General features: G+C 36.5%; 25 protein-coding genes. 12 read left to right on the forward strand and 13 right to left on the reverse strand.

The window, feature by feature from the left end; translation table 11 throughout:
- Positions 1–294: 294 nt before the first annotated feature.
- From I5168_RS00935 to I5168_RS00945, 3 genes are all read left to right on the forward strand, one after another.
- Positions 295–789 carry a hypothetical protein gene (locus I5168_RS00935; RefSeq protein ID WP_431472173.1) on the forward strand — a complete coding sequence of 165 codons (495 nt, stop codon included), beginning with the start codon at positions 295–297 and terminating at the stop codon, positions 787–789.
- 271 nt (positions 790–1,060) lie between these two features.
- The gene (gene tcmP, locus I5168_RS00940; RefSeq protein ID WP_431472174.1) at positions 1,061–2,176 is read left to right on the forward strand and encodes a three-Cys-motif partner protein TcmP; all 1,116 of its coding nucleotides are present in this window, start codon (positions 1,061–1,063) and stop codon (positions 2,174–2,176) included.
- Positions 2,176–2,901: a DUF5131 family protein gene (locus I5168_RS00945; RefSeq protein ID WP_431472175.1), complete on the forward strand. Its 726-nt coding sequence runs from the start codon at positions 2,176–2,178 to the stop codon at positions 2,899–2,901. The genes tcmP and I5168_RS00945 overlap by 1 nt, the downstream gene beginning before the upstream one ends.
- Positions 2,902–3,267: 366 nt before the next feature.
- Here I5168_RS00945 and I5168_RS00950 read toward each other — a convergent pair whose 3' ends face one another.
- From I5168_RS00950 to I5168_RS00965, 4 genes are all read right to left on the reverse strand, one after another.
- The gene (locus I5168_RS00950; RefSeq protein WP_431472176.1) at positions 3,268–5,244 is read right to left on the reverse strand and encodes a tetratricopeptide repeat-containing sensor histidine kinase; all 1,977 of its coding nucleotides are present in this window, start codon (positions 5,242–5,244) and stop codon (positions 3,268–3,270) included.
- Between the two features lie 3 nt (positions 5,245–5,247).
- Positions 5,248–5,901 (reverse strand): response regulator, encoded by a 654-nt coding sequence (locus tag I5168_RS00955; RefSeq protein ID WP_105018399.1) that lies wholly within the window; start codon positions 5,899–5,901, stop codon positions 5,248–5,250.
- Positions 5,902–6,507: 606 nt separating this feature from the next.
- Entirely contained in the window at positions 6,508–6,900 is a 393-nt protein-coding gene (locus I5168_RS00960) for a hypothetical protein (protein WP_085774203.1), read from the reverse strand.
- Between the two features lie 73 nt (positions 6,901–6,973).
- Positions 6,974–7,471 carry a GTP-binding protein gene (locus I5168_RS00965; RefSeq protein ID WP_431472177.1) on the reverse strand — a complete coding sequence of 166 codons (498 nt, stop codon included), beginning with the start codon at positions 7,469–7,471 and terminating at the stop codon, positions 6,974–6,976.
- A 104-nt stretch (positions 7,472–7,575) separates the two neighbouring features.
- On the opposite strand from I5168_RS00965, the gene I5168_RS00970 reads away from it, so the two are divergent.
- The 6 genes from I5168_RS00970 (at position 7,576) to I5168_RS00995 (ending at position 13,057) form a co-directional block, all read left to right on the forward strand.
- Positions 7,576–7,965 (forward strand): HYC_CC_PP family protein, encoded by a 390-nt coding sequence (locus I5168_RS00970; protein ID WP_431472178.1) that lies wholly within the window; start codon positions 7,576–7,578, stop codon positions 7,963–7,965.
- Between the two features lie 61 nt (positions 7,966–8,026).
- A complete protein-coding gene (locus I5168_RS00975) occupies positions 8,027–8,791 on the forward strand; it encodes a hypothetical protein (RefSeq protein WP_060523092.1) in 765 nt (254 codons plus the stop codon).
- 9 nt (positions 8,792–8,800) lie between these two features.
- Entirely contained in the window at positions 8,801–9,430 is a 630-nt protein-coding gene (locus I5168_RS00980) for a heavy-metal-associated domain-containing protein (RefSeq protein ID WP_431472179.1), read from the forward strand.
- Positions 9,430–10,266 (forward strand): NHL repeat-containing protein, encoded by an 837-nt coding sequence (locus tag I5168_RS00985; protein WP_338350804.1) that lies wholly within the window; start codon positions 9,430–9,432, stop codon positions 10,264–10,266. Before I5168_RS00980 ends, I5168_RS00985 begins: the two co-directional genes overlap by 1 nt.
- Complete coding sequence (locus I5168_RS00990) at positions 10,266–10,976, forward strand: heavy-metal-associated domain-containing protein (protein ID WP_431472180.1); 711 nt, start codon at positions 10,266–10,268, stop codon at positions 10,974–10,976. Before I5168_RS00985 ends, I5168_RS00990 begins: the two co-directional genes overlap by 1 nt.
- A gap of 50 nt (positions 10,977–11,026) precedes the next feature.
- Positions 11,027–13,057: a TonB-dependent receptor family protein gene (locus I5168_RS00995; RefSeq protein WP_431472181.1), complete on the forward strand. Its 2,031-nt coding sequence runs from the start codon at positions 11,027–11,029 to the stop codon at positions 13,055–13,057.
- 179 nt (positions 13,058–13,236) lie between these two features.
- Here the strand turns inward: I5168_RS00995 and I5168_RS01000 are convergent, their stop codons facing one another.
- From I5168_RS01000 to I5168_RS01025, 6 genes are all read right to left on the reverse strand, one after another.
- Entirely contained in the window at positions 13,237–14,013 is a 777-nt protein-coding gene (locus I5168_RS01000) for an RMD1 family protein (protein WP_431472182.1), read from the reverse strand.
- Between the two features lie 6 nt (positions 14,014–14,019).
- Positions 14,020–14,358: a hypothetical protein gene (locus I5168_RS01005; RefSeq protein ID WP_042279823.1), complete on the reverse strand. Its 339-nt coding sequence runs from the start codon at positions 14,356–14,358 to the stop codon at positions 14,020–14,022.
- Between the two features lie 2 nt (positions 14,359–14,360).
- Positions 14,361–15,338: a deoxyhypusine synthase family protein gene (locus tag I5168_RS01010; RefSeq protein ID WP_042279825.1), complete on the reverse strand. Its 978-nt coding sequence runs from the start codon at positions 15,336–15,338 to the stop codon at positions 14,361–14,363.
- Entirely contained in the window at positions 15,328–16,269 is a 942-nt protein-coding gene (gene speB, locus I5168_RS01015) for an agmatinase (protein ID WP_105018389.1), read from the reverse strand. Before speB ends, I5168_RS01010 begins: the two co-directional genes overlap by 11 nt.
- A 14-nt stretch (positions 16,270–16,283) precedes the next feature.
- A complete protein-coding gene (locus I5168_RS01020) occupies positions 16,284–17,744 on the reverse strand; it encodes an arginine decarboxylase (RefSeq protein ID WP_431472183.1) in 1,461 nt (486 codons plus the stop codon).
- Positions 17,745–18,153: 409 nt separating this feature from the next.
- Complete coding sequence (locus I5168_RS01025; RefSeq protein ID WP_431472184.1) at positions 18,154–21,276, reverse strand: VPS10 domain-containing protein; 3,123 nt, start codon at positions 21,274–21,276, stop codon at positions 18,154–18,156.
- Between the two features lie 156 nt (positions 21,277–21,432).
- Here I5168_RS01025 and I5168_RS01030 point away from each other — a divergent pair, with 156 nt between their 5' ends.
- Positions 21,433–21,981 (forward strand): carboxymuconolactone decarboxylase family protein, encoded by a 549-nt coding sequence (locus tag I5168_RS01030; protein WP_085774190.1) that lies wholly within the window; start codon positions 21,433–21,435, stop codon positions 21,979–21,981.
- A gap of 107 nt (positions 21,982–22,088) precedes the next feature.
- Entirely contained in the window at positions 22,089–22,556 is a 468-nt protein-coding gene (locus I5168_RS01035) for a 2-dehydro-3-deoxyphosphooctonate aldolase (RefSeq protein WP_431472185.1), read from the forward strand.
- On the opposite strand, the gene I5168_RS01040 is transcribed toward I5168_RS01035, so the two are convergent.
- Positions 22,553–23,386 (reverse strand): helix-turn-helix domain-containing protein, encoded by an 834-nt coding sequence (locus tag I5168_RS01040; RefSeq protein ID WP_431472186.1) that lies wholly within the window; start codon positions 23,384–23,386, stop codon positions 22,553–22,555. The two genes, I5168_RS01035 and I5168_RS01040, sit on opposite strands and share 4 nt — an antisense overlap.
- Before the next feature lie 25 nt (positions 23,387–23,411).
- Entirely contained in the window at positions 23,412–23,717 is a 306-nt protein-coding gene (locus I5168_RS01045) for a rhodanese-like domain-containing protein (RefSeq protein ID WP_105018384.1), read from the reverse strand.
- Positions 23,718–23,769: 52 nt separating this feature from the next.
- On the opposite strand from I5168_RS01045, the gene I5168_RS01050 reads away from it, so the two are divergent.
- The gene (locus tag I5168_RS01050) at positions 23,770–24,414 is read left to right on the forward strand and encodes a hypothetical protein (RefSeq protein WP_431472187.1); all 645 of its coding nucleotides are present in this window, start codon (positions 23,770–23,772) and stop codon (positions 24,412–24,414) included.
- Here the strand turns inward: I5168_RS01050 and I5168_RS01055 are convergent.
- Complete coding sequence (locus tag I5168_RS01055) at positions 24,411–26,087, reverse strand: aromatic amino acid hydroxylase (protein WP_431472188.1); 1,677 nt, start codon at positions 26,085–26,087, stop codon at positions 24,411–24,413. The two genes, I5168_RS01050 and I5168_RS01055, sit on opposite strands and share 4 nt — an antisense overlap.
- Positions 26,088–26,094: the final 7 nt, after the last annotated feature.

Below are 26,094 nucleotides of genomic sequence, written 5' to 3' on the forward strand. Positions count from 1 at the left end.
TCCTGAACTTATAAATTAGATCCACGCGTGTCTTCCTCTCGCAAACTGCGTTTGCTCGTCGGAGACAAGTCGCTGTAATTTGCTTTTATCTAACTATATTTATAACCTAAATAACTAAACACTAACCAGCGTTACTGGTACCGTCAACAACTACGGTTATAGCAAATTTGTGCATTCCTCTCATGCCGCTTTCATAAAAGCGCACTCGTCGGATGCAAGAATGGCTACCGTACACTCTAGAATGCTGCGCATTCTACGTGAACTCGCCACAACCTGTGCGTGTTGGCAATAATTATGAAAAAACAAACTCTTATTTTACTTACTTTAGTGTTCCTTGTGTGCTTTCTGTCTTGTTCAGATAAATCAAATAAATATTCCTCTCAGTTCGACCAAAAAATATGGTTGGAAAATTCCGAAGTTGGAAATGGACTTTCTCAAAATCCAAGAGTAGGTATGATTGATGATTTAATTGAAAATCATCTTGAAAAAGGTATGACAAAATCTGAAATTATAGAACTACTTGGAAAGCCTTATAAAGACGGAATTGAATTTAGGTTACCTGCCAATATAAAAGTTCCTGATTCTTTAGACATTATTTCGACAGTTGGCAAATCAAAGGAAATTAGAGAAGAAATGTTAGACCATTGGAATAATTGGTACGCTGAAAATTCTCAACCAGATACTTTAATGTTATATGCTGCTGGTTGGTCTTTAGTTGATCCTAATTTTTTGGTTGTAAAGTTAGACGACAAAGAAATTGCTTATGACTTCTGGATTGAACAACATTAACATTAACGTCAGCCAACAATGAACCTAGCTAAAAACCAAGTGTTTTTTTGATTAGTTTCTAGCATGATTTGGATCATGACATAATTCCTATTTCACAATCCAATAGGCTCATTTTCTTAGTCTTCACTGCTACTTTATTAGTATGGAATTCAATATATTTGAGAAAAGAAAATACTAACCAAACCAACAGCTACCGTACACTTTAGAACACTACGCATTCTGCGTGAACTCGACATAACCTGTGCGTGTTGTCTGCAAGCTGAACAAACCAATGAGCAATAAGAAATCACAAATAAATTTACTAAACCATTCAGAAGCAAAGGTTAAACTTTTCGGAGACTATATTCAAAAGTATCTAAATATAATTTGCAATGATGGATACACAAAAGCAATTCATATAGTTGACTTATTCTGTGGTCCTGGAGTTTATGAAAACGGTGGAGAAGGAAGTCCAGTAATTGCATTGAAAAAAGTAAAACAAACTTATTATCAATTCATTGACAAAAGAGTGGTAAAATCACCAAAAATTCATTGTCATTTCAACGATATTGACCAAGATAGAATTAAAACCCTTGACGATCACATAAAAGAAAATAAATTACACTACCCAAATTTTGGGACTTTAAATTTAGTAAACAAAGACTATCTTAAAATTGTAGAAGAACTTCCAAATAAATTTAGAAAGTTTAAAGATACCAAAGCATTTGTGTTCATTGATCCTTTTGGTTATAAAGAGATAAAAGCAGAACACATATTAAACTTGCTCGACTGTAATAACAATGCAGAAGTTTTACTATGGTTACCTATTCAATTTATGTATCGTTTCTCAAAAGCTGGAACACCAGATGTTTTAGAAAATTTCAACACACAATTGGGAATTGATAAGAATAAACTGAAAAACGAATGGGAATATATTCGCTCATTAAAGGAAGGATTTCAATATTTTATTGGTAATAACTATTTTGTTGATAGTTTTACATTAAAAAAAGAAGAAAACACTGTTTTCTGTTTATTCTTTTTTAGTTCACACATTCGAGGTTATGAAAAAATGTTGGAGACTAAATGGGATATTGACACTGAACAAGGTCGAGGATGGAAATATAACAGTAATCAATCAACCCTTTTTTCAGTTTTAGAGACTAATAGGCTTGAAGATTTATTACTTGGTTATTTAAAAGAAGGCAGAACCAATGGAGAAATTTATGAATATACATTAAGACAAGGATTTTTGCCCAAGCATTCTACTCAAATATTGAAAAAGCTACAATCAGATAATAGACTGGATTTATCAAAAGAAGATAATTCTAAAATTAGAAAAGGTGCTTTTTATATAAATTATAAAGAATATAAAGAGTATCTTAATAAACTAACTATAAAACTTAAGTAATGGCACAATCAAGTATAGAATGGACTGAAATGACTTGGAATCCGACAACTGGTTGCACCAAAGTTTCTCAAGGCTGTAAATTCTGCTATGCAGAAATAATGTCCAAAAGACTACAAGCAATGGGTGTAGAAAAGTATAAGGATAATTTTGAGGTTAGAACTCACGAAGACGCTTTGAAAACACCATATGCGTGGAAAAAATCAAAAGTTGTTTTCGTAAACTCAATGAGTGATTTATTTCACGAAAATATTCCTTTAGAATTTATAAAAAAGGTTTTCAAAGTAATGAATGAAAATCCTCAACACGTTTTTCAAGTATTGACCAAAAGAGCTGAAAGATTAAAAGAACTTCATCAAGAATTAAAATGGACTCATAATATTTGGATGGGAGTTTCAGTAGAGGAACAAAAAGTAGAAAATAGAATTGATTTTTTAAGAGAAACCAACGCAAGAGTTAAATTCCTTTCGTTAGAACCATTAATTGGTCCACTTCCGAATATGAATTTAGACAAAATTGACTGGGTTATTGTTGGTGGAGAAAGCGGACATAATCCAAGACCAATGGATGCGGATTGGGTTCTTGACATACAAGAGCAATGCGAAAAGTCAGAAGTTGCATTCTTTTTTAAACAATGGGGTGGAAAAAACAAAAAGAAAAATGGCAGAATATTGAATGGCAGAACATATGACGAGATGCCAGAAATTGAATTACAGCACAGCGTATAAATGAAAAAAAGCCAGAAGGTAACAATGTATAACCGCAATTACGGCGGATTCGACTACGTCCGAATCCAATCGGAATTGCTAACATCTGCGCTAAACCGAAAAATTTGCGTACTTTAACCCGTAAACTGACGGTCATAAATGACCGTTGCTGGACGATACCTACGGTCGTTCAGGCTATTTCGCTAGTGCTCAATGCTCTCCTGTTCCTAGCGTAGCTCGTAGTGCCAATTAGTGGGTACTTTTCCACGTTTTCGCGAAAGCGAAAAGAATATAAAGGAATTAATAGGTTTTGTTATTTGAATGCCGGATCTATACTCACTTTACTTGCTCACACAATAAGCAGACAAGGGTTTTAGGATTGTATTTTTAAGCGGTTTGATCAAGAGCAATGTGCAAAGGAATGCGCAGTGTAATTACCGTACCGGTTTCTACCTGTGTATCTATCGTAAAGGTGGCTCCTATCTTGCTGGCGCGATGTTTCATATTGGATATTCCATTACCGCTGGATACTGTTTCTACTTGAAATCCTGGTCCGTGATCCTTGATGGTAAAGATTAATTGACCTTGTTCAATCACCGAGTATATCTCAATAGCGGTGTGCGCGTATTTTACGGCATTGTTTAGGGCTTCTTGTATTATTCTGAATACGTGCATGCCCATCTCTGAGGTAAAGGTGACACTGGTATTATTGACTAATTGTGTGGTAATGACTGGCTCGTGCTCCTCTAAGGAATTGAAATTTACGACAACGGCATGAATGCGTTCATTTATTTTATCCAGACTAATGTCGTTTAAATTCATGGCCCAAATGGTGTCTCTAAGCTCGGCAATGGTGGATCGGGTAAAGGTTCCTAAACCGCTTAATTTATCTTGTATGATGGGTTGAGTATTTTTAAGGGCATAGGCTAGATTGTCTATGGTGCTGATGATATAGGTGAGCTGGGAACCTATGTTATCGTGCAGATCTCTGGAGATACGTAAACGCTGGGTTTGTAATTTGTTTTGGGTTTCTATTTTGGCAAGAGCTAGTTCTAGTTCTTTTTCTTTTTTTAATTGGTGGTTTTTAAGTTGTTGCTGTCTGTAAATCACAAATCCTATTAATCCCAGTATAAATAGGGCTGCGATACTGAGGTACAGCATTTGATTTTGCTTTTGGATTTTCAATTGGTTTTCGGCAATTACGGCCCGTTGCAAGGTGATTTCTTGCTCTTTTTCGGCGGTTTTGTATTTTTCAAAATAGTCTTGGGCTTGGTCTGACCTGCGTTCGTAATCAAAACTGTCTCTAGCTTGCAATACTTGTGCATAGGAACGAGCGCTTGCTCTATAGTCTTTTAAGCCGGCTTCAATACGTGCTTTGATTTTGTAGGCTTCGGCTGTGTTTTTATAATCGGCTGAATCTTGTAGAGCGATAGATTCGTTGATGGTAGCAAGGCCTTTCTTATATTGCTTGTCCAGAAAATACAACTCGGCCAGGACTTGCAAGTTGTTTGAGGACAATCTTTTAAATCCAGAGGCTTTGTACATTTCATCGGCCTTAATGGAGTAATGCAAGGCGCTATCTAGCACATTTTTTCTTCTATAATCAATGGCTAGGTTTTGATAGGCGATGGCTAGTCCTCGTTTGTCACCAGATTTAAGTTTGGCATCAATGGCTTTATAGGTGTAATAGCGCACGCTATCGGGCTGATTTAATTTTGAAAATGCCGTAGCAATATTAGAATAACTCGCTCCTATTCCATAGGAATCCTGACGTTCTATCCTAGATTTTAATGAGCTTTTGTGGTATTCTAGCGCCTCGTCATAGCGGCCTAGGTCGTATAAAATTAAACCTATGTTGTTTTGAGCGCTCGCCAATCCATAGGTGTTTCCTAATTGTTTGAACAAGGTAGAACTTTGAATAAAGTCTTGCATAGCAGCCTCGAGCTCGGTACGGTTCCATTTGACTAATCCTATATTGTTGTAAGCTCCTGCCAGTGAAACCGTATCTTTATTAACACTTGCGATTTTGAGCACTTGGTTATAGAGTTGCAACGCACTGTCTGTTTTACTGATCACATCGTAGTAAATTCCCTTGCGCATTAAGGATTGAGCGTGCAGGTAATCATGCGGTGGTTGTGCTGTTCTATTGATAGTAGTATCGGCTAGTGCCTTGGCAATTTGCGGTTCTCTATAAACGTACACAAAAAACTGTTTGTGCAAATGAATGATGGCTAAACTATCGTTGGGCTTTGCTGCTGCCAGTTGCAACAAGCTGTCTAGTTTAGTCGGGTTGGATTGTTGTGCGGTGGTTACTCCGGTACTGGTAAGCAACAGGATTATAAAAAGATAGAGCAGTCTTTTCATGTGCTATATGATATTGTGTTTACGAGCTTTACTTACTGCTTCTAACTTACTGTGTACTTGTAGTTTTTTGTAGATATTTTCAATATGCTTGCGCACTGTACTGGGTGAAAGAATCAGGTTTTTTGCAATTACAGTATAGGATAAACCGCTAGCTAATTGTTCTAGTACTTGTTGTTCTCTTTCGCTTAAAGCGAAATCCTCCTTGTGCTCACTTAAATTATTAAGTTGTTCTGGTGAACGTAATAGTTTTAAGGTTTTTAAGGCTATCGCTGGATTCATTGCTGCGCCACCGTTTAAGGTTTGTAGGATTCCTGCATGTAACTTATCGGGATCAACATCCTTGAGTAGGTAACCGTCGGCGCCAGCTCTTATCGCATTGAATATATTGCTGTCGTTGTCAAAGACCGTAAGCATTACTATTTTTATGTGAGGATAACGCTGTTTTACGAGTTGTGTAGCTTCAATGCCATCCATTACGGGCATTTCTATATCCATAAGAATAAGGTCTATCCGACTATTTTGTTCGAGTTTTTCTAATAAATCCTTACCGTTTGTCGCGGTTAACCGCACCTGTATGTCTTCAAAAAAGCTAAGCTTTTCCTTTACAGCGTGAATTAAAAAGCTGTTATCATCTACTATGGCGGTTCTTATTTTCACTACACTTTAAATATACTAATTTTTACCAGCGGTTATACGCATCCTTACATAAGGCAATTAAAAAATTATTTTGCAACCTGGCTTGATCCAGCAACTTAGACTTTGCTTTCAATTGTTTGTAAAGGGATTTACGCCATGCGTTTTCCAATAAAAACAAAGCGATTACTAGGATGCTCACGCAACAAACAAGACAGATTAAACTCATAGGAATGTACCTGGCTTTACCGGCTATCAAAACTATTTTTACAATCATAGCATCAAATAAATGTTGAATATCCTAGGTAGTTCACTCCAATTGCAATGATTAACAGGAACCAAACCAACTTGTCTAAATACTTATTTTGCTTCCTCCTATCTTTTGACTTCGCTTTGTATAAATACGATGTGATTAAAAGTAGGAATCCCAAAATTAGAAAAGGAATACTGGTTATTAACGCTAGATAAAACAACCATACATAACCCATAACTGCACTCCAAATTACCATACCTAAACTAATCGTTCTTAAAAGCAATACTTTATCCTTGGGCTGGCTGGTCGTTGTATAAATAAATACAGGAATAGACAACGAGCTTATCAGGCCCAAAACGATTAAAACAGATATCAAACTACTCGTTTTTAATTACTTCTAAAGAACGTTTTACATTAAAAGTTTCATCACAAATATGGAACTGCACACTCTCGTCTTTAAATATTTCAATTTGTGAAATAATACTCATTGCATTCAAGGCATAATCCATGGAAGTATCAGAATAATAAGTGGGATCAGTAACCATTTTAAGATTAATGATACTGTCTTTTATAACTTGAAAACTCACAGTGCCATTCTTGCCATACTCCAGGCTATCTAACAACACCGACAAGCTTTGAGCCTGATTCTCTAATTCATTGGGCTTGTAGTATACTTCTACTCCACCGGTTTGCACCTTGGGACCATAACCGTTCAAGTCACATGAAGTAGTGAGTACAACTAAAAAAATAACGAGTATAAAATTTCTCATGATATCAAATTCAATGAATCAAAATTGACTTAATACCTGTGATTATTCAATAAGGCAATTGACCTATTCAAGTTTAACGATGTGACACACGAGCTTGTAAAAATTCATACAGTACTCTGGATTGAGGCTCGGCCTTTTTTTTACCCAACCTACCCAATACGTAAAAGGCAATCCATAATAACACTATTACAACCATGCCTATCACAGGAAGTCTTGTAGAGGCACCGACAACGACATTGGTATAACACCATATAGCTGCAGCCAGAAAACAACCAGCTAGTACAAAATGTAGGAACATAAAAAAGGTCCAAGCAGTAGGATTGGGACCAAAGGTTCCCTTTAGCAAGGTTTGATTATCGTCAGTTTCTTCTGATTCAATATGAAGATGCGGTGACCAAAAGTGTCTCTCTTCTTTATTGATCTTGATAAAGATATGACCGTCTAAAATTGAAGTATAGATGGTAGATGCTGTTCCTGGTGTAGTTTGTAATCGCTCTATAACTTCAGTTACAGGCATGGGAACAACAAGCTTAAACCTGGGACGTAAAACAACCTCATTTTGTAATTTCATTGTATTGATACTGAATAGCCTAACTAAGTTACGCAATTTTACATCATCAAAACCCAAAATGGAATTTATCCGCCTAAAGGCATACTTTTTGTATCTTCGTAACCATGAAATTGATCTATCAAATAAAAGCTGTTTTTTTAGCTTTACTTGTCCTTGCTTCTACGCAAGGATTAGTGATTGATCAACATTTTTGTGGTAGTTTTCTAGTCGATACTGCCGTTAATCATCAGGCTGACTCATGTGGAATGGATTCCATGGAAAAGTCAGGTTGTTGTTCTAACGAACAAATCGTAGTTGAAGGTCAGGATGAATTGCAGCTGCAAGTGGCAGCATCCTTGGACTTTCAATTTATCTTGCCTAGTCTAGAACATTCCTATGACTTCATCTATCAAGCACCCTTAGTTGAACAAAATACAGCGCTAGGTTTTCTAGAGGAATCACCGCCATGGAAACGGCACGACCTCATCATACTACACGATCAATTTTTGATTTAAAGTACCGGTTTTTAAAACTAAAATTTTAAAAATCAGCTCATTACTTTAAATTAATCATACAATGAAAAACATCATTTTAGGAGGTTTTATCTTGTTGTCTAGTTATCTAACTACAGCACAAGGACCACCTATAACTGCCGATAAACCTATCATGTTAGGCGGCAAAAGCTTTACAACAAAAACACTAATTGAATACCGACAAACTGAGCGTGGATCTGTTCTATACGCTCCAGTCATGTTGCATTATTTACCTACGGCAAACTCACTGGTAGCGCTGCATGTACCCTTTACCATTTATGATCTACAAGATCAATCGGGCAATGGCCTAGCAGATTTAAAAATCATGGGGAAATATCAATTCTATCGTAAAGATGGAACTGGTAAAACTTGGCGTATGGTTGCCAAAACATTGCAAACGCTTCCTACAGGTAAGGAAATTGATGTAATGGATATAAGCACAGGTAAATATGCTGGATATTACGGTATCGTTTCTGGAATCGAGACCTTAAAATACGGTATCAGTACTGAGGTTGGTTACAACTGGATGCCAGATGGTACTCTGGATGAAATGCGAGCAAAACTAGGTTTTGGTTTGCCCTTATTAAAGCCACAGTATCCCAATAAACAACTCAATCTATATTTTGAATACAGCAGCCATTGGTTGCACGAGCGCGATTGGTACCAGCTACTCTATGCGCAAGGTATTCAATACGCTCGCAAGAACATCACTTTTGACCTCGCTGTACAACTGCCTTTGGTTCAGGAAATTGATGATAATCGAGCCCTTAATTACTCTGTGTTTTTAGGAACACGTTACACTTTTTAAAAAAATAATATGAAAAATAGCATTTATATACTTAGCATTTTAATTGGTTTGTTCGCTTTCGCGAAAGCGGAATCACAAAACAACCAAGAACGAGATACTTTTGAAATTCAAGTCGACGGACTGGGATGTCCTTTCTGTGCCTATGGCCTAGAGAAAAAGTTCAAGGAATTCAAAGGGATAAAAGATGTCGCCATCGATATTGAAACGGGAGATTTTAGTTTCACTTATCCAGCAGAAAAATCACTAAGCATGCAAGCCGTGATCAAACAAGTTGAAAAAGCAGGTTACACACCCAATCTTGCCACTATCACAAGAGCAAATGGCGATGTAGAAACAAATGCAAGCAACAATAATGAAGTCGCCAGCACATCATTACAAGAAAGCAAATTGTGGGTAAACGGAAAATGCGGTATGTGTAAGGCCAGAATTGAAAAAGCAGTGTCTAACCTACCTGGCGTAGCAAGCGTTACTTGGGACGTTGACAGTAAACAACTTACTTATTCTCACGATGGTAGTACTACCGTCAATCAGGTGGAACAAAAAGTAACCCAAGTAGGTCATGATACTAAAAACACCAAAGCCAGTGATCAAGTATACGATCAACTACCTGGATGTTGTCATTATAAAAGAGTTCAATAATGAAATTGATATACGTTTTACTTTCGGTAGTTTTATTAGGCTGTTCACAACAACCTGTAGAGACGGAATGGACTTATGAAAAAAGCATAAGTCTAGATGGAATTAACCCTATTGGACTAGTTAGCGACGATGATCAATACATATTGAGTGATGGCGACCACAATCGAGTGGTTAAGGTTGACCATACTGGTGAAATTACCCAAACAATAGGTGAGTTTGAACGTCCCATGCACTTGGACTATGTCAAAGACAAATCAACTCAACGATTGTTTATACCAGAATACGGGAAAGATTCTATTGCTGTGATAGAAGGAACAAATAAAAGTTACCTTTCTATTACCGATTCCCTAGATGCACCTGCATCCATAAGTATGTTTAAGGATGAAATTGCCATTGCCGATTTTTACAACCATCGCGTATTGTACTTTTCAAACGGTACGTGGCAATCATTAGGTAGTGAAGGGAAAAAGCTAGGACAATTCTACTATCCTACAGATGTTCAAATAATGGAAAACCACCTGTACATCGCCGATGCTTATAACGATCGTGCCCAAGTGTGGACTAAAAATGGGGAACCGGTAATGGAAATAGGTATGAATGATAATCTAAAAGCAGCAACGGGTATTCACGTTACCGCAACTGAATTATTTTTAACAGACTTTGAAAACGATAGAATCCTTATTTATGATAGAATGGGTGACCTAAAACAGATTATTGAAAAAGGTATTGACAAACCTACTGATGTAATTCAAAACGATGACGAACTTATCATTGCTAATTATCGCAAGGGAGAACTCGTTTTTTACAAAAAAACAGCTATCAAAAGAAAACAATAATGAAACAAATCATTCATATTGAAGGTATGACCTGCAATGGTTGTCGCAGCGATGTTGAACAACAATTGCAGGGAATCCCTGCTGTAAAAACAGCAAGCGTATCACTATCAGAAAAAGAAGGTACTCTTGAGGTAGAAAACTACATCGAGATTGAGGAGTTGCAACAACACCTTACTGAAAAATATACGATAAGCAAAAAGTCAGATCGTATCGCTCAAGAATTGCCTAGCGACGAACCTAGCAAACTACAGCAATTAAAACCCTTGTTTCTCATTCTTTTTTATATCACCACCGCAAGCCTGCTGTTGCATAAAGAAACTTGGGATATAAAAGCAATCATGCTAGATTTCATGGGGCTTTTCCTAATAGTTTTCAGCTTTTTTAAATTGCTAGATTTAAAAGGATTTCCAGTTAGTTTTAGCATGTACGATCCACTTGCACGAGTAATTCCAGCTTACGGTTGGATTTATCCTTTTATTGAAACCGCACTCGGTCTCATGTTCTTATTAAGGTTTAATACAAACATCGCTATTTTAATAACCCTGGTTATTTTGTCTATAACCACAGGTGGAGTAGTTCAAACATTGCTCAACAAAAGAAAAATTCAATGTGCTTGTTTGGGAACTGCCTTAAAACTACCTATGACTGAAGCTACTTTTATTGAAAACGCCATAATGATCGTCATGGGAACGGCAATGCTTTTATTATAGCCTTAACGACTATACTAGGTTTCATGTGTACCTTTATCCCACTATAAGACATGAAACAAATCCTTTTTATCCTATTACTTTTTAGCGTATTAATAAGTATAGCTCAAGTAAATCAAGCACAGGTTCAACCTTTAGATACGGTCGCTCTTAAGGTGACTAGAATTGATAAAAATCCAGATCAAGTAACTGCTAGTTTTTCTAGAGTTCGCTTTCGCGAAAGCGCCCTAAATCAACAGCAATTATCATTGCAAGAATATCTCAATCAATTAAATGGGGTTTTTAGTCTGAACGCCAATAATTATGCGCAGGATTTACGAATAAGCATACGAGGCTTTGGCGCGAGAAGTGCGTTTGGAATACGCGGTATAAAATTGGTAGTTGATGGTATCCCTGAAACTACTCCTGATGGACAAGGGCAAATTGATAATTTACCTCTAGGGATTATTGATAATATAGCTGTTTTAAGAGGTTCATCTAGTGCCTTGTACGGTAATGCTAGCGGTGGAGTTATAAGCGTAAATACGATCGACGACTTTAAAAAAGATTTTGTAGAAATAGGACTTACGGCAGGATCCTATAACATGCTACAATCTCAAGTTACTGCTGGTTTTAAAACAGAAGCTTCACGTTATGTAATACACGCTAATCAAATCACAACCGATGGATATCGGGATCAAAGTGGTTTTGAGAATTACTTGTTCAACTATAGATCGTTTCATGATCTTTCAAAAAATACCCAGCTTAATTTTCAATTGAACTATGCAAATAGTCCCGAAGCAGAAGATTCGGGCAGTCTTAATGCAGAAGCTATCTCAACAGACCGCAGGCAGGCACGTGATCGTAACCTATTATTTGAAACTCAGGAAGCAGTCCAGCAAGTTAAACTAGGGACAAGTTTGAAGCATCAAACAGGTAATTGGACTTTCAACGGTTATGGGTTTTACAGCTATAGAGACTTTGAAGCTAGATTGCCTTTTGAATTTGGTGGAGCGATTGATTTAAACAGAAACTATTTTGGAGTTGGAGTTAATACGACTAGAGTTTCCAAAAAGGAACATCTTTCATTCAAACAGCAATTAGGAATAGACTACGGTTATCAAAATGATGCCCGACGCCGTTTTGAAAATCTGGAAGGTGAACGCGGCACCGAAACACTTAATCAAAACGAAAAATTTAGCGGTTTAGGATTTTTCTATTTACAAGATTATGAATGGAAAAAATGGACGGTAAATGCTGGCGTGCGCTATGACATAAATGAATTAAGCGTGAGCGATGAATTTGAATCTGATGGAATCAATAACGATGACATTACAATCAATCAATTCAGTTTAAATGCAGGTGCAGCTTATAAATTAAATGACAAGAATCAATTCTATGCTACTGTATCCAACAGTTATGAAACACCAGTATTAAGTGAGTTGAGTGCAAACCCAGAGGATGATGGTGGCTTTAATCAAAATCTAGAGGCTCAACAGGCATTAAATTTTGAAATAGGCTATCGTGGTAAATTCGAAAAATTAAATTTGACTTCTACTCTATTCTACACCTTTACTACCGATGATATTGTTCCTTTTGAATTGCAGGACTTTCCAGATAGAACGTTTTTTAGAAATGCCGGTAGCAGTGAAAGGTTCGGAACTGAAATTGCTGCACAATACCGTTTTAATCCTAATTGGAGTGCTGGACTTACTTACAATTTCTCCTACTTCACCTATCAAAACTATGAGCTACCTAATGGTGATTTTTCAGGAAACAATTTACCTGCCATTCCCAGACATCTGGCTCAACTCATGATTACTTATACCAAAAACAGTTTCAATCTTACTATGAGCGCTCAATATCGTGATCAAATGTTTACTGACGATGCAAACAGCACTATAGAACCAGAAGTAATCATAGGTCAACTACGTGGATCTTACAAGTTTCAATTATCCGGAGTAAGTCTTACTCCATTTGCAGGAATAAATAATTTATTTGACCAAAAGTACAACGATAACATTCGTATCAACGCCTTTGGAGGTCGGTACTTTGAACCAGCTCCAGGCATTAATACTTATGCAGGATTGAGAGTTAGGTTTTAATTTTGTGAAGAATCTAGTATTCGTTACAAGCAGCATTTAGTAATCAGACCTGAAGATTTCCTTATTTATTACTTTAATCTTATCTATACCATCCAAAGTCCAGCCTTGTCGAAATACTGTATTAAAAAAAGCCCATAAAACATAAGTATCATGGGCTTTGTTCTTAAAAATTTACTATTCTATAAAAACTTCAGAATAAATAAATCTATTACTTCTATAACGATGAGTATGATGATGATCCACTCCAATCTACTGCTTTCATTATGGAACATTATCTCTTTAAATAGATCCAGGTTTTCCTTGACAATATCCAACTGTTGCTTGATGATTCTATAACGTTCTTGTACGTCAAATGCTTTTTTAAGAGCATTATTGATGTCGTTTAAATTCTCATCGTCCCAAACCTCATCTGGTGAATCAAAAATATAAAGGTGCTCACTGATATCATTTTTAATATTAAGAACTCCACCTATATACTTCTTGAGCTTCTTCCCTTTTATTTGAAGTCTTCCATCACGTTCTAGTAAGGACGTGTGTTTTTTAGTCTCCATTAAAAGATCCTCAGCCTTACTGGCGTAGGTTGAAAGCGCTACAGATTGTGACAAATGTAACATGACCATTCTTATCTTTTGAGGATCATCGTCAATTAAATCTAACTGATTGTAGTGCAATTGTAATCGCTCCTTAAAAAGCTCAAGTTGAAAAGAATCACTGTTTTCTTCCTGGTATCCATACCAATTACTAGCCTGTTTTTTGACTAATTGTAATTGTTCTGTTATTCTATGAAAATCACTGGTTGAACATACTACTCCATAACTCAATACTTGTAAATATTCACCAGATTCCGTTTTTATAAACAGCTCATCCTTTACAGAATTGAGCTGTCTACCACTTAAACTAAGACTTAATTCCTTTAAGTCTATTTGATCTGCTACATGACAGGCAGTAATTTTCATTTTAAATTAAAAGTCAACTTCTGGTTGAAAATCAGCATCTTCATTTTCTGGAAGCATGCTGTCCTCACTGTCATCAAGTTCATTAGTAATGTCTTCCTCTTCAACATCACTCTCATAGGCTTCCATAGCTGTTTGAAGCCTTTTACTGATTTTAACTAGATAAATGGTATCGTGCGTGCGCACCTCAACACAATCTACCCATTCATAATCCTTATTTCTAAAACTTATAATATCCCTATCATCATACCCATCTGGATATCTATCTACAAGTAATTGTAATACTTGATCATTGAGTTTTTTATAATCTATAATAACTCGTTTGAAAGAAATAGCGTCTTGTTTCATGACTACATGTTAAGTAAATAAGCAAAAATCAAAGGAGCTACGATAGTAGCATCACTTTCTATTATAAATTTAGGAGTATCAATATCTAGCTTACCCCAAGTAATTTTTTCATTAGGCACGGCACCGGAATAAGATCCATAACTAGTAGTACTATCACTTATTTGACAGAAATAACTCCAGAATGGCGTATTGGTTCTTTCCATATCTTGATAAAGCATGGGAACCACACAAATAGGGAAATCACCAGCTATTCCACCACCTATTTGAAAGAATCCTATACCATTATCACTAGTATTCTCGGTGTACCAGTCTGCTAGCATTGTCATATACTCAATACCTGATTTAACTGTGCTTGCTTTTAATTCACCTTTCATAACATAACTAGCAAAAATGTTACCCATGGTGCTATCTTCCCATCCAGGTACCACGATAGGTAAATTAGCTTGTGCCGCAGCATACATCCAGCTATTTTTCAAATCGATTTCATAATACTCTTCTAGAACACCAGATAACAACATTTTGTACATGAATTCATGTGGGAAATAACGTTCGCCTGCATCCTCTGCTTCTTTCCACAATTTGTAGATATGCTTTTGTAACCGTCTGAATGCCTCTTCTTCAGGAATGCAGGTATCGGTAACGCGATTAAGGCCTTTTTCTAGTAAATCCCATTCATCTTGCGGTGTTAGGTCTCTATAATTAGGAACTCTTTTATAATGACTGTGCGCTACAAGATTCATGATATCTTCTTCTAGGTTTGCACCTGTACAAGAAATTATATGAACTTTATCTTGCCTGATCATTTCAGCAAAAATTTTACCTAATTCGGCAGTACTCATAGCTCCTGCTAGTGATACCAACATTTTGTTGCCTGCTGCCAGTTGATCTTCATAACCTTTTGCAGCATCAACTAGTGCAGCTGCGTTAAAATGCAAGTAATAGTTTTCTATGAATTGAGAAATAGCTCCTTTAGTATTCATCGTCGTCAATTTTTTCAGATTTTACATTGTTTTTTTCCGCTTTCGCGAAAGCGTAATCACCATCATGGTCTTGCTCATCGCTAGCAAATTTGTAGCTCAACATTTTGTAATAAAGTTTTGCCGCAGCAAATGCCGATGCTTTGTAATCGCCAGTTGCACACAGTTCTACTATATCAAATCCTACCACATTACGCTCCTCAAAAACACGTCGTAAAAACTCTAGAGTCTCGTACCACTGAAGTCCTCCAGGTTCTGGAGTTCCAGTCGCTGGTAAAATAGATGGATCAAATGCGTCTAAATCAAACGTGATATACACATCATCTGTAAGTGCATCTATAGCGCTATCCATCCAATAATCATCGGTAATCATTTCATGTGCAAAATATACTTGGTCTTTATTCATTACAGTAGTTTCTGCAACATCCATACTGCGTATTCCTACTTGAACCAAGTTCATATTTTCATTTGCTTCATACATAGCGCAAGCATGATTGTATGGCGACCCCATGTATTCTTTTCTCAAATCGGCATGAGCGTCCAATTGTAATACACTTAAATCTTGATACTGCTCATTCATAGCACGCATAGCGCCTATAGAAATGCTGTGTTCACCACCAAATAAGGTAACAAATTTGTTACGGTTTACGTGACCTTTGACTGCATTGTAAACTGCATTTACCATAGCATCTGGACTTGAATTTTCATCAATAGTTGGTGCTAGATAAATACCTTGTTTGTAAACTTCAGTATTTGTTTCAATATCGTACAACTCCATATTTTCTGAGGCTTCTAGAAAAGCATCAGGACCTTTATCGGCTCCTTTTCCCCAGGTACTTGTACCATCGTAAGGAACTGGAATTAATACTGTTTTTGCGTTATTCAGGTTTCCGAATTCATCTGGAATTCCTGCATAAGTCGATGAAAGTTTCATTTTTTATGAAAGGATTAAATAGAGTAATTGATTGTTTCAGGCAACTCGACATCCTCTTCACTTGTTACTGTAAGTGGTGACTCACTGTAACCTAAAAGAGACAAAAGCTGCTCAGATTTTTGTTGTTCAGAAAAAAGTGAAGTGGTTAAATTGCCTTCTTCATCTCTATCTATAAGAATATGTTTAGGTTGTGGTATCAAGCAGTGTTGTAAACCACCAAAACCACCAATGGTTTCTTGATAAGCACCTGTATTAAAAAATCCTAGGAACAACGGTCTATCCTTATTGTATTTGGGCAAATAAATAGCATTCATGTGTTGTTCACTGTTGTAATAGTCATCACTATCACAAGTAAGACCACCTAGTAATACGCGCTCATACTCATTATTCCACCCGTTAAGAGGTAACATAATGAATCGCTTATTTATGGCCCAAGTATCTGGTAATGTTGTGATAAACGAACTATTGATCATGTTCCATTTTTCACGATCATTTTGTTGTTTTTGATACAGCACTTGGAAAATAGCACCACCACTTTCTCCCACGGTATAGCTTCCAAACTCAGTAAAAATATTAGGCTCATCTACTCCTGCCTGAACACAATACTGTTTAATTTGACCTACAATCTCATGAATCATATAGGCATAGTCGTATTCAAATGCAAGTGAGTTTTTAATAGGAAATCCACCACCTATATTCAGACTGTCTAATTCTGGACATATTTTTTTGAGCTGTACATAAACATTTAAACATTTATTGAGCTCGTTCCAGTAGTAAGCAGTATCTCTTATTCCTGTATTAATGAAAAAGTGTAACATTTTGAGTGATACTTTTTCATCGTTTTGTATTTGTTTTTTGTAGAAAGGAACAATATCCTTATACCCAATCCCTAGTCTTGAAGTATAGAACTCAAACTTAGGTTCTTCTTCACTAGCAATGCGTATTCCCACATTAAACGGACGGTTAATTGCACCACGCAGTAACCCTAATTCTTCATAATTATCAATAACACTAATTGAGTTATCATGTCCTTGATTAACTAATTGTGCAATGTTGTCAATGTACTGGTCACGTTTAAAACCATTACTCACTATGTAAGTATCTGGTTTTATTTTTCCGCTTCTTTTAAGCTGTTGAACTATGTCCAAATCAAAAGCACTTGAAGTTTCAATATGAATATTATTCTTCAAAGCTTCATCTAGCACATGTTTAAAGTGCGAGCTTTTTGTACAATAACAATAATGGTACTCTCCTTTATAATCATGTGCTTTTATTGCATCCTGAAACCATCCTTGCGCCGCTTTTATATTTTGCGATATTTTAGGTAAGTAGGTAAATTTTAAAGGTGATCCATAATCAGCTACTAATTGTTTAAGGTCAATACCGTGAAATTGTAGCCAATTGTTTTTTAATTCAAATTCCTCTTGAGGAAAATAGAAGGTTTGATCAATAAGATCAATATACTTGTTCTTCATTATATAAAGCTATATGTCGATTATTAGTTAGCTTAAAGCTACTAACTATTAAAGTTTAAAAAATGAAGAGAAGGTTGATTAACAATTAAATAAGAGTTAATTCTACCTGTTAGATAAGATTGAATTTCAGAAGTCAGCCATAAAATTCGGTTCTCTATACCTAGAGCAGCTGTGAGGATAGACTTCTTTATGTCCTCCAGCCCGAATCTGAAAACAATTTTCATTTTAAAAGGCGATGCGCAGTTTAAAAAAAATGATTGCTGCTCATCATGGGGTCAAATGTATTCAAAAGTTTAAATAAAAAAACTTTTTTTTATTTTTTTTATATATTGAATATCAATACATTATGCTTAAAATAAAAAATCCGCAGAGATTATTTCTGCGGATTTTGATCTAAATTGTGCTAGAATTATTCTTTATCCAACATTAAGTAATCTAGTTTAATCTCGTTAAACTTATTATTGAACTGCTTAATATCTGATTGGAGTACCTTGTCAAACTCCTGAAGCTGTAATTCAATCGCACTAGTTAACTCATTTTTTACTTGAATCGCTTGATCAGTAGGTGCAAATTCACTCATTCCTGTTAGGCTATTTAAATGAGCCAACTTATTCGTCAAACGAATTGGGAAGTTTAATGGATCCTGACCACTGCGGTTTTGGGTTTGATACAGCGCTTTTTCTACCTCATTGAATTTCTTTTGCATTTGAGTGGCCATTTCCACCATTTCTTTCACTTCTTCTCTCTCATCCTCCTTATAAAGGTTTTTAAATGAAGTAAGTTTCTTATTAAACTCGCGTATATTTTTAATACTCTTATGCGCTTTGTCAACCGTTGCGTTTACCTCGGTTATAAAATCAAACTGTTTTTGCATGTCTGCCACAGTTGCCTCACTATTTGGTGGTGCGATAATGGTAATAGGTTGACTTAACTTCTCATCATTAATCTCTAATTCTACCTTATAATTACCAGGAACAGCTTTGGGCCCAGAAAGGTTTGCCCACCATAGAATCATACCTTTTAGCTGTTCAGCACCGTCGTATTGAGTATTCCAATTAAATAGATTTGCACCGGTTTTTGCCTTGAGCGGACTTTTTTTATCATAAGTAGCATACTTTTTAATCAACTTATTTTTATCGTCATAAAAGCTAAGTGCCACACTGTCCTTCTCATTTAATTTCGGTAAATAAAAATGAACTTGAACACCTGCTGGATGGTTTGTCCCTGCAGTTAAAGATCCTGGCCTACCATTTCCTGCCATCCTGTAGGCAGTTTTTGGTTTGAAAAGAATGTTTTCATTCTGCTTTCGCGAAAGCGTGTGCTGCACTCCTTGTCTAACTAAATCTAAGTCATCGTGAATCCACAAACTTCTTCCCTGAGTTGCGATGATTAGGTTACTATTCTTCACAGCAAGATCTGTTACTGGAACTATAGGGAGGTTAAGTTGAAAACTCTCCCAATTTTTACCATCGTTGAAGGAGATGTACAATCCAGTCTCGGTTCCTGCGTATAACATACCTTGAGTTTTGTCATCTTCACGGATAACACGCGTAAAATGCTCGTCTGGTATACCGGTGGTTATTTTTTTCCAGGTTTTCCCGTAATCGTCTGTTTTAAATAGGTACGGTTCAAAGTCTCCTAGCTTGTATCGTGTTGCTGCCACGTAGCATGTGGCTGCGTTGTAACGACTAGGTTCAATACTATTTATTTGAGCCCATTCTGGAAGTCCCTTAGGAGTTATATTTTGCCAGTTTTTCCCACCATCACGAGTAAGGTGTACTAGTCCATCATCACTTCCTACCCATAACTCACCAGCTTTCACAGGAGATTCGGCAGCGGCAAAAATGGTACAATAGTATTCTACACCTGTGTTATCTTTTGTAATAGGTCCACCACTAGGACCTAATTTTGTAGGGTCATTACGTGTAAGATCTTTACTTAGTAGTTCCCAACTTTGACCTTCGTCAGTAGTTACGTGAACGTGATTTGAGAACGCGTATAATTTATTAGGTTCATGTTTTGAAAACATAATAGGGAAGTTCCATTGAAAACGGTATTTCATTCCTTCTGCACCATGACCCATTGGATTATCTGGCCAAACGTTTACCGCACGTACCGATTTAGTTTGATGATTTACCCTAGTAAGATAACCACCATAGCTACCACCATAAACGATATCGTAATTTTTAGGATCCACTGCAATGTGAGCACTTTCTCCACCAGCAGTTCCTTCCCAGTCTTTATCTGTTATACTACGACCAGTAGTTCTATGAGGGATTCTAATAGTTCCATTATCTTGTTGTGCCACATAAATTCGATAAGGAAAGCTATCATCTGTGGTTACTCTATAATATTGAGCAGTAGGTTGATTGTGATAGGTACTCCAAGTTTGACCACCATCGTAGGTTACTTGTGCGCCACCGTCATCGGCCATGATCATTCTATTTGAATCCTCTGGTGCAATCCATAAATCGTGATGATCACCATGAGGCGCTCTGGCACTTTCAAAGGTTTTACCACCATCAACGCTTTTATGGTAGCTTACGTTTACTACGTAGAGTTTATCCACGTCTTCAGTATCGGCATAAATACGTGTGTAATACCAGGCTCTTTGTCTTAAACTACGGTCACTATTGGTGCGTCGCCATGTAAGGCCAGCGTCATTACTACGATAAACACCACCTTTGTCTTTATGTTCAACTATGGCATATAACCTGTCACTACTTACTGGTGATACGGTAATACCCATTATTCCTAAAGTACCTTGAGGGAAACCTTCATTGGAAGAGATTTCCTTCCATGTTTCACCGTAATCTGTACTTTTCCATAAAGCACTGCCATCACCACCACTGCTTAAACTATAAGGTGTGCGTTGAAGTCTCCAAGTACTAGCATATAAAACACGTGGATTGTTAGGGTCTATTATTAAATCAACAGCTCCTGCCATATCATTGGCATAAAGTTTTTTGCTCCATGTTTTACCACCATCGGTAGATTTATAGACGCCGCGATCTGTTGTGGGTTTGTAAATATTACCTAGTACAGCTGCGTAAACAATATTGTGGTCATTGGGATCGATAGCGATACGAGGTACGTGTCTACTATTAGGTAATCCTGCAGACTTCCATGTTTTACCTGCATCTTCACTTTTATACACACCATATCCGCTAGATACATTTCCTCTCACAGTTTTTTCTCCACCACCAACATAGATTACATTATGATCACTTGGTGCAACGCTTACAGCACCAATAGATCCTCCAAAAAATCCATCAGAGATATTCTTCCAGGTTCTACCACCATCTTGTGTTTTCCACACTCCACCACCGGTGCTTCCGAAATAAAACAAATTAGGCTTACCTGGAACACCCGTAACAGCGGCACTACGGCCACCTCTAAACGGACCTAATAATCTAAAGTTTTGAGATTCGTAAAGTTTTTGGGATTCTGGTGGTTCTGGTAGTTGTTGTGAATTTGTTTTGGCGCAAGCTAAAACAACCAATAAAGTCAAGAGTAATTTTAAACATTTCATGCATTCAAATTTTCCTTAAATATAAGTCTAAGAGCACAAAATTTAAGTATCGGGAATTATTGATAACGTATAAGGAAATAACCACATTTCTAAAGGTCTTTTCTCATCGGATATTTGTACCAACAAAACAAACAAGTACAATTAAATAAATACAATATGGCAACTTTTAATGTCCCAACAAGAGATCAAGTTAACAATACAAATCAAGGAATTTTTGACAACCTTGAGAAACAATTAGGGTTTGTACCTAATCTATACGCGACCTATGCGCTTTCCAATAATGCATTGAGTAATTATTTGAATTTCTCAAGCGCCAAAACTTCTTTAAATAATAAAGAAAAAGAAATCGTAAACCTTGCGGTAAGCCAGGTAAATGAATGTCAATATTGCTTGAGCGCTCATACTGCGATAGGAAAAATGAATGGATTTACTGACGAGGAAATCCTAGAGTTCCGATCAGGAAAATCTAGTAACAATGAGAGTTACAATGCTCTTGCAGCGCTGGCCAAAAATATTACTGAAAATAGAGGTCGCGCAGATAATGACAAAATAGAAGCTTTTTTTGACGCTGGATATTCGCAAGAAAATCTAGTTGATACTATCGTTTTAATAGGTGATAAAACCATTTCAAATTACCTACACAATACTACACAAGTGCCGGTAGATTTTCCAGAAGCACAAGCTTTGGAAGCTGCTACTGTATAAAGTGTATTTTTTTCATAGTTAGTTGGTTGATTGAAAACAGGCAGGTTCATAAAGAACTGCCTGTTTTTGTTTTAAAGATTGTATTTTTAATAAACCAAAATTTCAACATGAAAAACCTAGCCTTATTTACACTTTTTATCTTGATGACGAGCTGCAATAGTACTAAAACTGCTCTTGAAAAAAGTAATTCAAAAACTGAAGATACAGGTGTTGAGAAAACTCAAATTCTTCAAAACTCTTATGCCTTTCTTATAACTGCCAAGGCAACTGATAAGGATTATGGATATTCACCTGACAAGCCTGCCATGGTAGGTGGCGTTAATTCTAACGAAGGTCCAACTAATGAACGACGCTTTCTAAATGCACTAGCTGGTCCTAATGGAGAAGAGCTTGAATATTACAGAGCTGGAAGCTGTTGCCCTATGAAATCAAAAAATGGTTTTAAAGGTGTCGCTTTATTAGATAAGTACCGCGTTTATTACAAAGGAAGTAAAGACACTCTAGATGTGTATATCAATATGTATGACAGTCGCCAGTTATATATCCCTAGTGGTTTAACAGCTAGAAAGTTCTAGTGATCTTTGCGATACTGCAAGGGTGATATTCCTACATGTTTTTTAAAAAACTTAGAGAAATGACTAGCCTCGTTGTATCCTAATTCAAAAGCTATTTCCTCAGCGCTATGTTGAGAATTTCTCAACAAGCGTTTTGCTTCTACAACAATGCGCTCGTTTATAATCTGTAAGGGCGATTTTAAATTGTTTTTTTTGAACAAATTGGATAAGGTTTTGGGTGATTTGTATAACATGGCTGCATAATCACTTACTTGATGGTTTTCCTTAAAATGTTGCTCTACTAAAATGTTATACTGTCTAAATAAATCAAGCTGTTTAATGGATAGTTCCTCAGACAAACCATTTTCTTTGAGTAATCGAGTGCTGGTAATCAACACTCTTTTAAGCAACGTTCTTAACATTTCACCTTGAATACGATCCTTAGTCTCAAACTCTTCTTGAAAAAGTAAAAGCATAGCCTCAAAACTACGAGATTGTTTATCTGACAATGAGATTACCGGCGCGGTAGACGAGCCATAGAATAACAGCCCATTACAACTTACTTCTTCATCATTATGTTGAATACAATAAAACTCGCGATTAAACACAAAGGCAATTAAACCTTGATTGTTCTTTGGAACCTCAACTATATTATTTGGCGTACAAAACAGTACTTGATTTTGTTTGAGCAATAAGTCATACCCATCAACCATCATTTCTTGCTCTCCTTTATTACACCATATAATTTTATACATACCATCTTCCTTTAGCAAGTTTAAGGAAGGACCACATTGAAAGTTGGTAATGGTAAATTTACCTTCGGCCTTGATGTTATGATAATCCAATTTCATAGGGTAAAAATAGGAAAAATCTACTTTAATTCTTTTTGATATGTTTTTTAACGGAACCTATTCCACCAGCATCAATAACTTTAAATCCCTTAGACTTAAGTTTTGCAGTAGCCATAGTACTACGACCACCCATTTTACAATATGCGATTATGGGTTTTTCCTTATCCAATTTATCCAATTGACTCTCTAAAGAAGACAATGGTATGTTTAATGATCCAGGGATATTATTACCATTAAATTCTGATGATGTGCGCACATCAAGAAGCAATGCATCCTGATTAAGGTATTCCTGTATTCTTTGTTTCTTTTTATTTTTAAATAGTCCGAACATATTTATTTACTAATTTTTAAAGTCCTAAATGTAGCTTTTATACCTTAGTCGTATGGAATACATAAACTATATAATTATAGGTTTTGGTCTTGGGATACTTATTGTTCAATTCTTTAAGCAAGAAGAAAAAGCCGCCAAAAAAGCTACAGTAAAAGCTAGAGCAGCACATAGAACTCGCTTAAAAAAACAACACGACTTAATAAAATCCCTTGCTGCTAAACATACAGAAGAACCTTCAGTTAAAAACGAAGCTATCCATATTATTACCGATTACTCCCTTAAAAGTATAGAATTTTCTCTCGATGACCTTACTAAGCTTATCACAAATCTACAGGACCATTACAAGAAAACTTCCAGTAAAACGACTTTTAAAACCAGTTTTCCGACCTATTTAAACCAAAAGTTAGAACCTATACATTTCTGGAAATTACTAATACTAACAAACGAAGCACTGCACAACGCAGTTCAACACTCCGCAGCGACTTACATCACAAATATTGTTTCTATAGAAAACAAAGAACTTGTGATAATTACGCATGACACTGGCGTAGGCTTTACTAAAAAAGAACTCTTCTATTCCGATGGCTTAAAATTGCTCCATCAGTTAGTTGATGAATTGAACGGTATTACCACATTAACGAGCACACTTGGCAATGGAACTATTGTGCGTACTTCATTCCCACTTATAACTTTTTAAGTAAGTAACTCATTAATCTCATCTATCAACAACCATTGATCAGGAAATTCTTTTTCCACTTGATTCAAGATACCTGTAAGCTCATTGATTTGATCATCCTTTAGGACAGTGTTATTTGTTTTTACGCTTTCGCGAAAGCGTCGTACTTTTTCATACCATCCATGAACAACAAGTTGTTTTTCAGTGTAAACAGGTTTCACAGTTTTTGTATCACTCTCGTGGTATACCAGGTCAAAACTGTGATAATCGGCCGGACCAGCATAGGCACTAACTATTTCCTTTCCAACTGCTAAATGCAGCATACCATCTTGAGGTGTAAAAAGCACCTCATCCTTGTAAGTAACCGTGCAGTCCACAAATTGAATAAGCATAAGTTTACCATTCAAATTACGCATACCAGTTACATTTAAACCTTCTACGTGAATACCACTTTCATAGGTAAACTCTATACGTTCATTATCATAAAAATTATAAGCTTGTAAATCACGAGGTCCCATATCCTCAATGGCTAGTGAAATGCCTTTTAGTTTTCCTAGCGGACTCAAAAAGCCTTTTTTATGTGTAGAAATTCCATGCCCGATAAGTTCCTTCTCCCTATACGCTAGTGCCGATTCACCCGTTGTCTCAAAGAATACAACCTCATTATCCTCATTAGTAATCATACGAGTAAATACTCCTGATACTTGTAATCCGGTGCTCAATTCTATAGTCCCTAAACTCTTAGAATCTATTAATTTACGTAAGCCTCGATGACCACCTTTACGTACAGCCATAGTATTGGCAAACTCCTCAAGAACCTCGCTCAATCGGGCAAAATCTGGTGTAACATATAAATGCGGTTGTTTGCGAGTTATATCAAAGTCTTGATAAGCGGCCTCAATAGAATAGGGTCTTTTTTCCACTTCTGGCTCCAGGCAACTTTTACTTTCACCTATACTAGAAAGCAATCCTGCTCCATAAATCTTAGGGTCGTCTAGGGTTCCTACTAATCCGTATTCTACTGTCCACCAGTGCAAATTGCGAATGAGAGACATCTCGCTAGGTTCCACCTTTTTGTTTTGTAAACGTTCCACTTCTTCCTCGGCAATGGAGATTTGTTGATCTAGTTGTGCATCGTGAACAGCCGTGCGTGTTTCTTTAAGTATGGAAAGCTGCCTAACAGCCTCGTACATTTGATGATCGTGTGCACTTGAAATTGCTTTACTACCTATTTCTCCAAATCGTCTTAAATATTCTGCGTAGTCTGGGCTGGCAATTATAGGAGCATGTCCTGCAGCCTCGTGGATAATATCTGGAGCAGGCGTGTATTCAATATTCTCAAGCTTTCTTATATCGGCAGCAATTACCAATATTTTATAGGCTTGAAATTCCATAAAGGCAGCTGGTGGAATAAATCCATCAACCGCAACTGCTGCCCAGCCTATTTCCTTTAAAATACGATTCATTCCATACATAGAAGGAATCTCTTCAATAGAAATACCTGTTTTTTCCAATCCTTTTAAGTACGATCCATGAGCGACTTTACTTAAAAACTCAACATTACGTTGCATGACATGACGCCAAACAGCTTGATCTTGCGCTGTGTACAATTCATAGTTTTGTGGTTTTATGAATTGTTTTAAATGAGGTGGTAAACGGTCAATTAAAGGATTAGATTCTATGTTTTGTAGCATGTCTGCA

Source organism: Nonlabens sp. SCSIO 43208 (assembly GCF_050703575.1).
GTDB classification, from domain to species: domain Bacteria; phylum Bacteroidota; class Bacteroidia; order Flavobacteriales; family Flavobacteriaceae; genus Nonlabens; species Nonlabens tegetincola.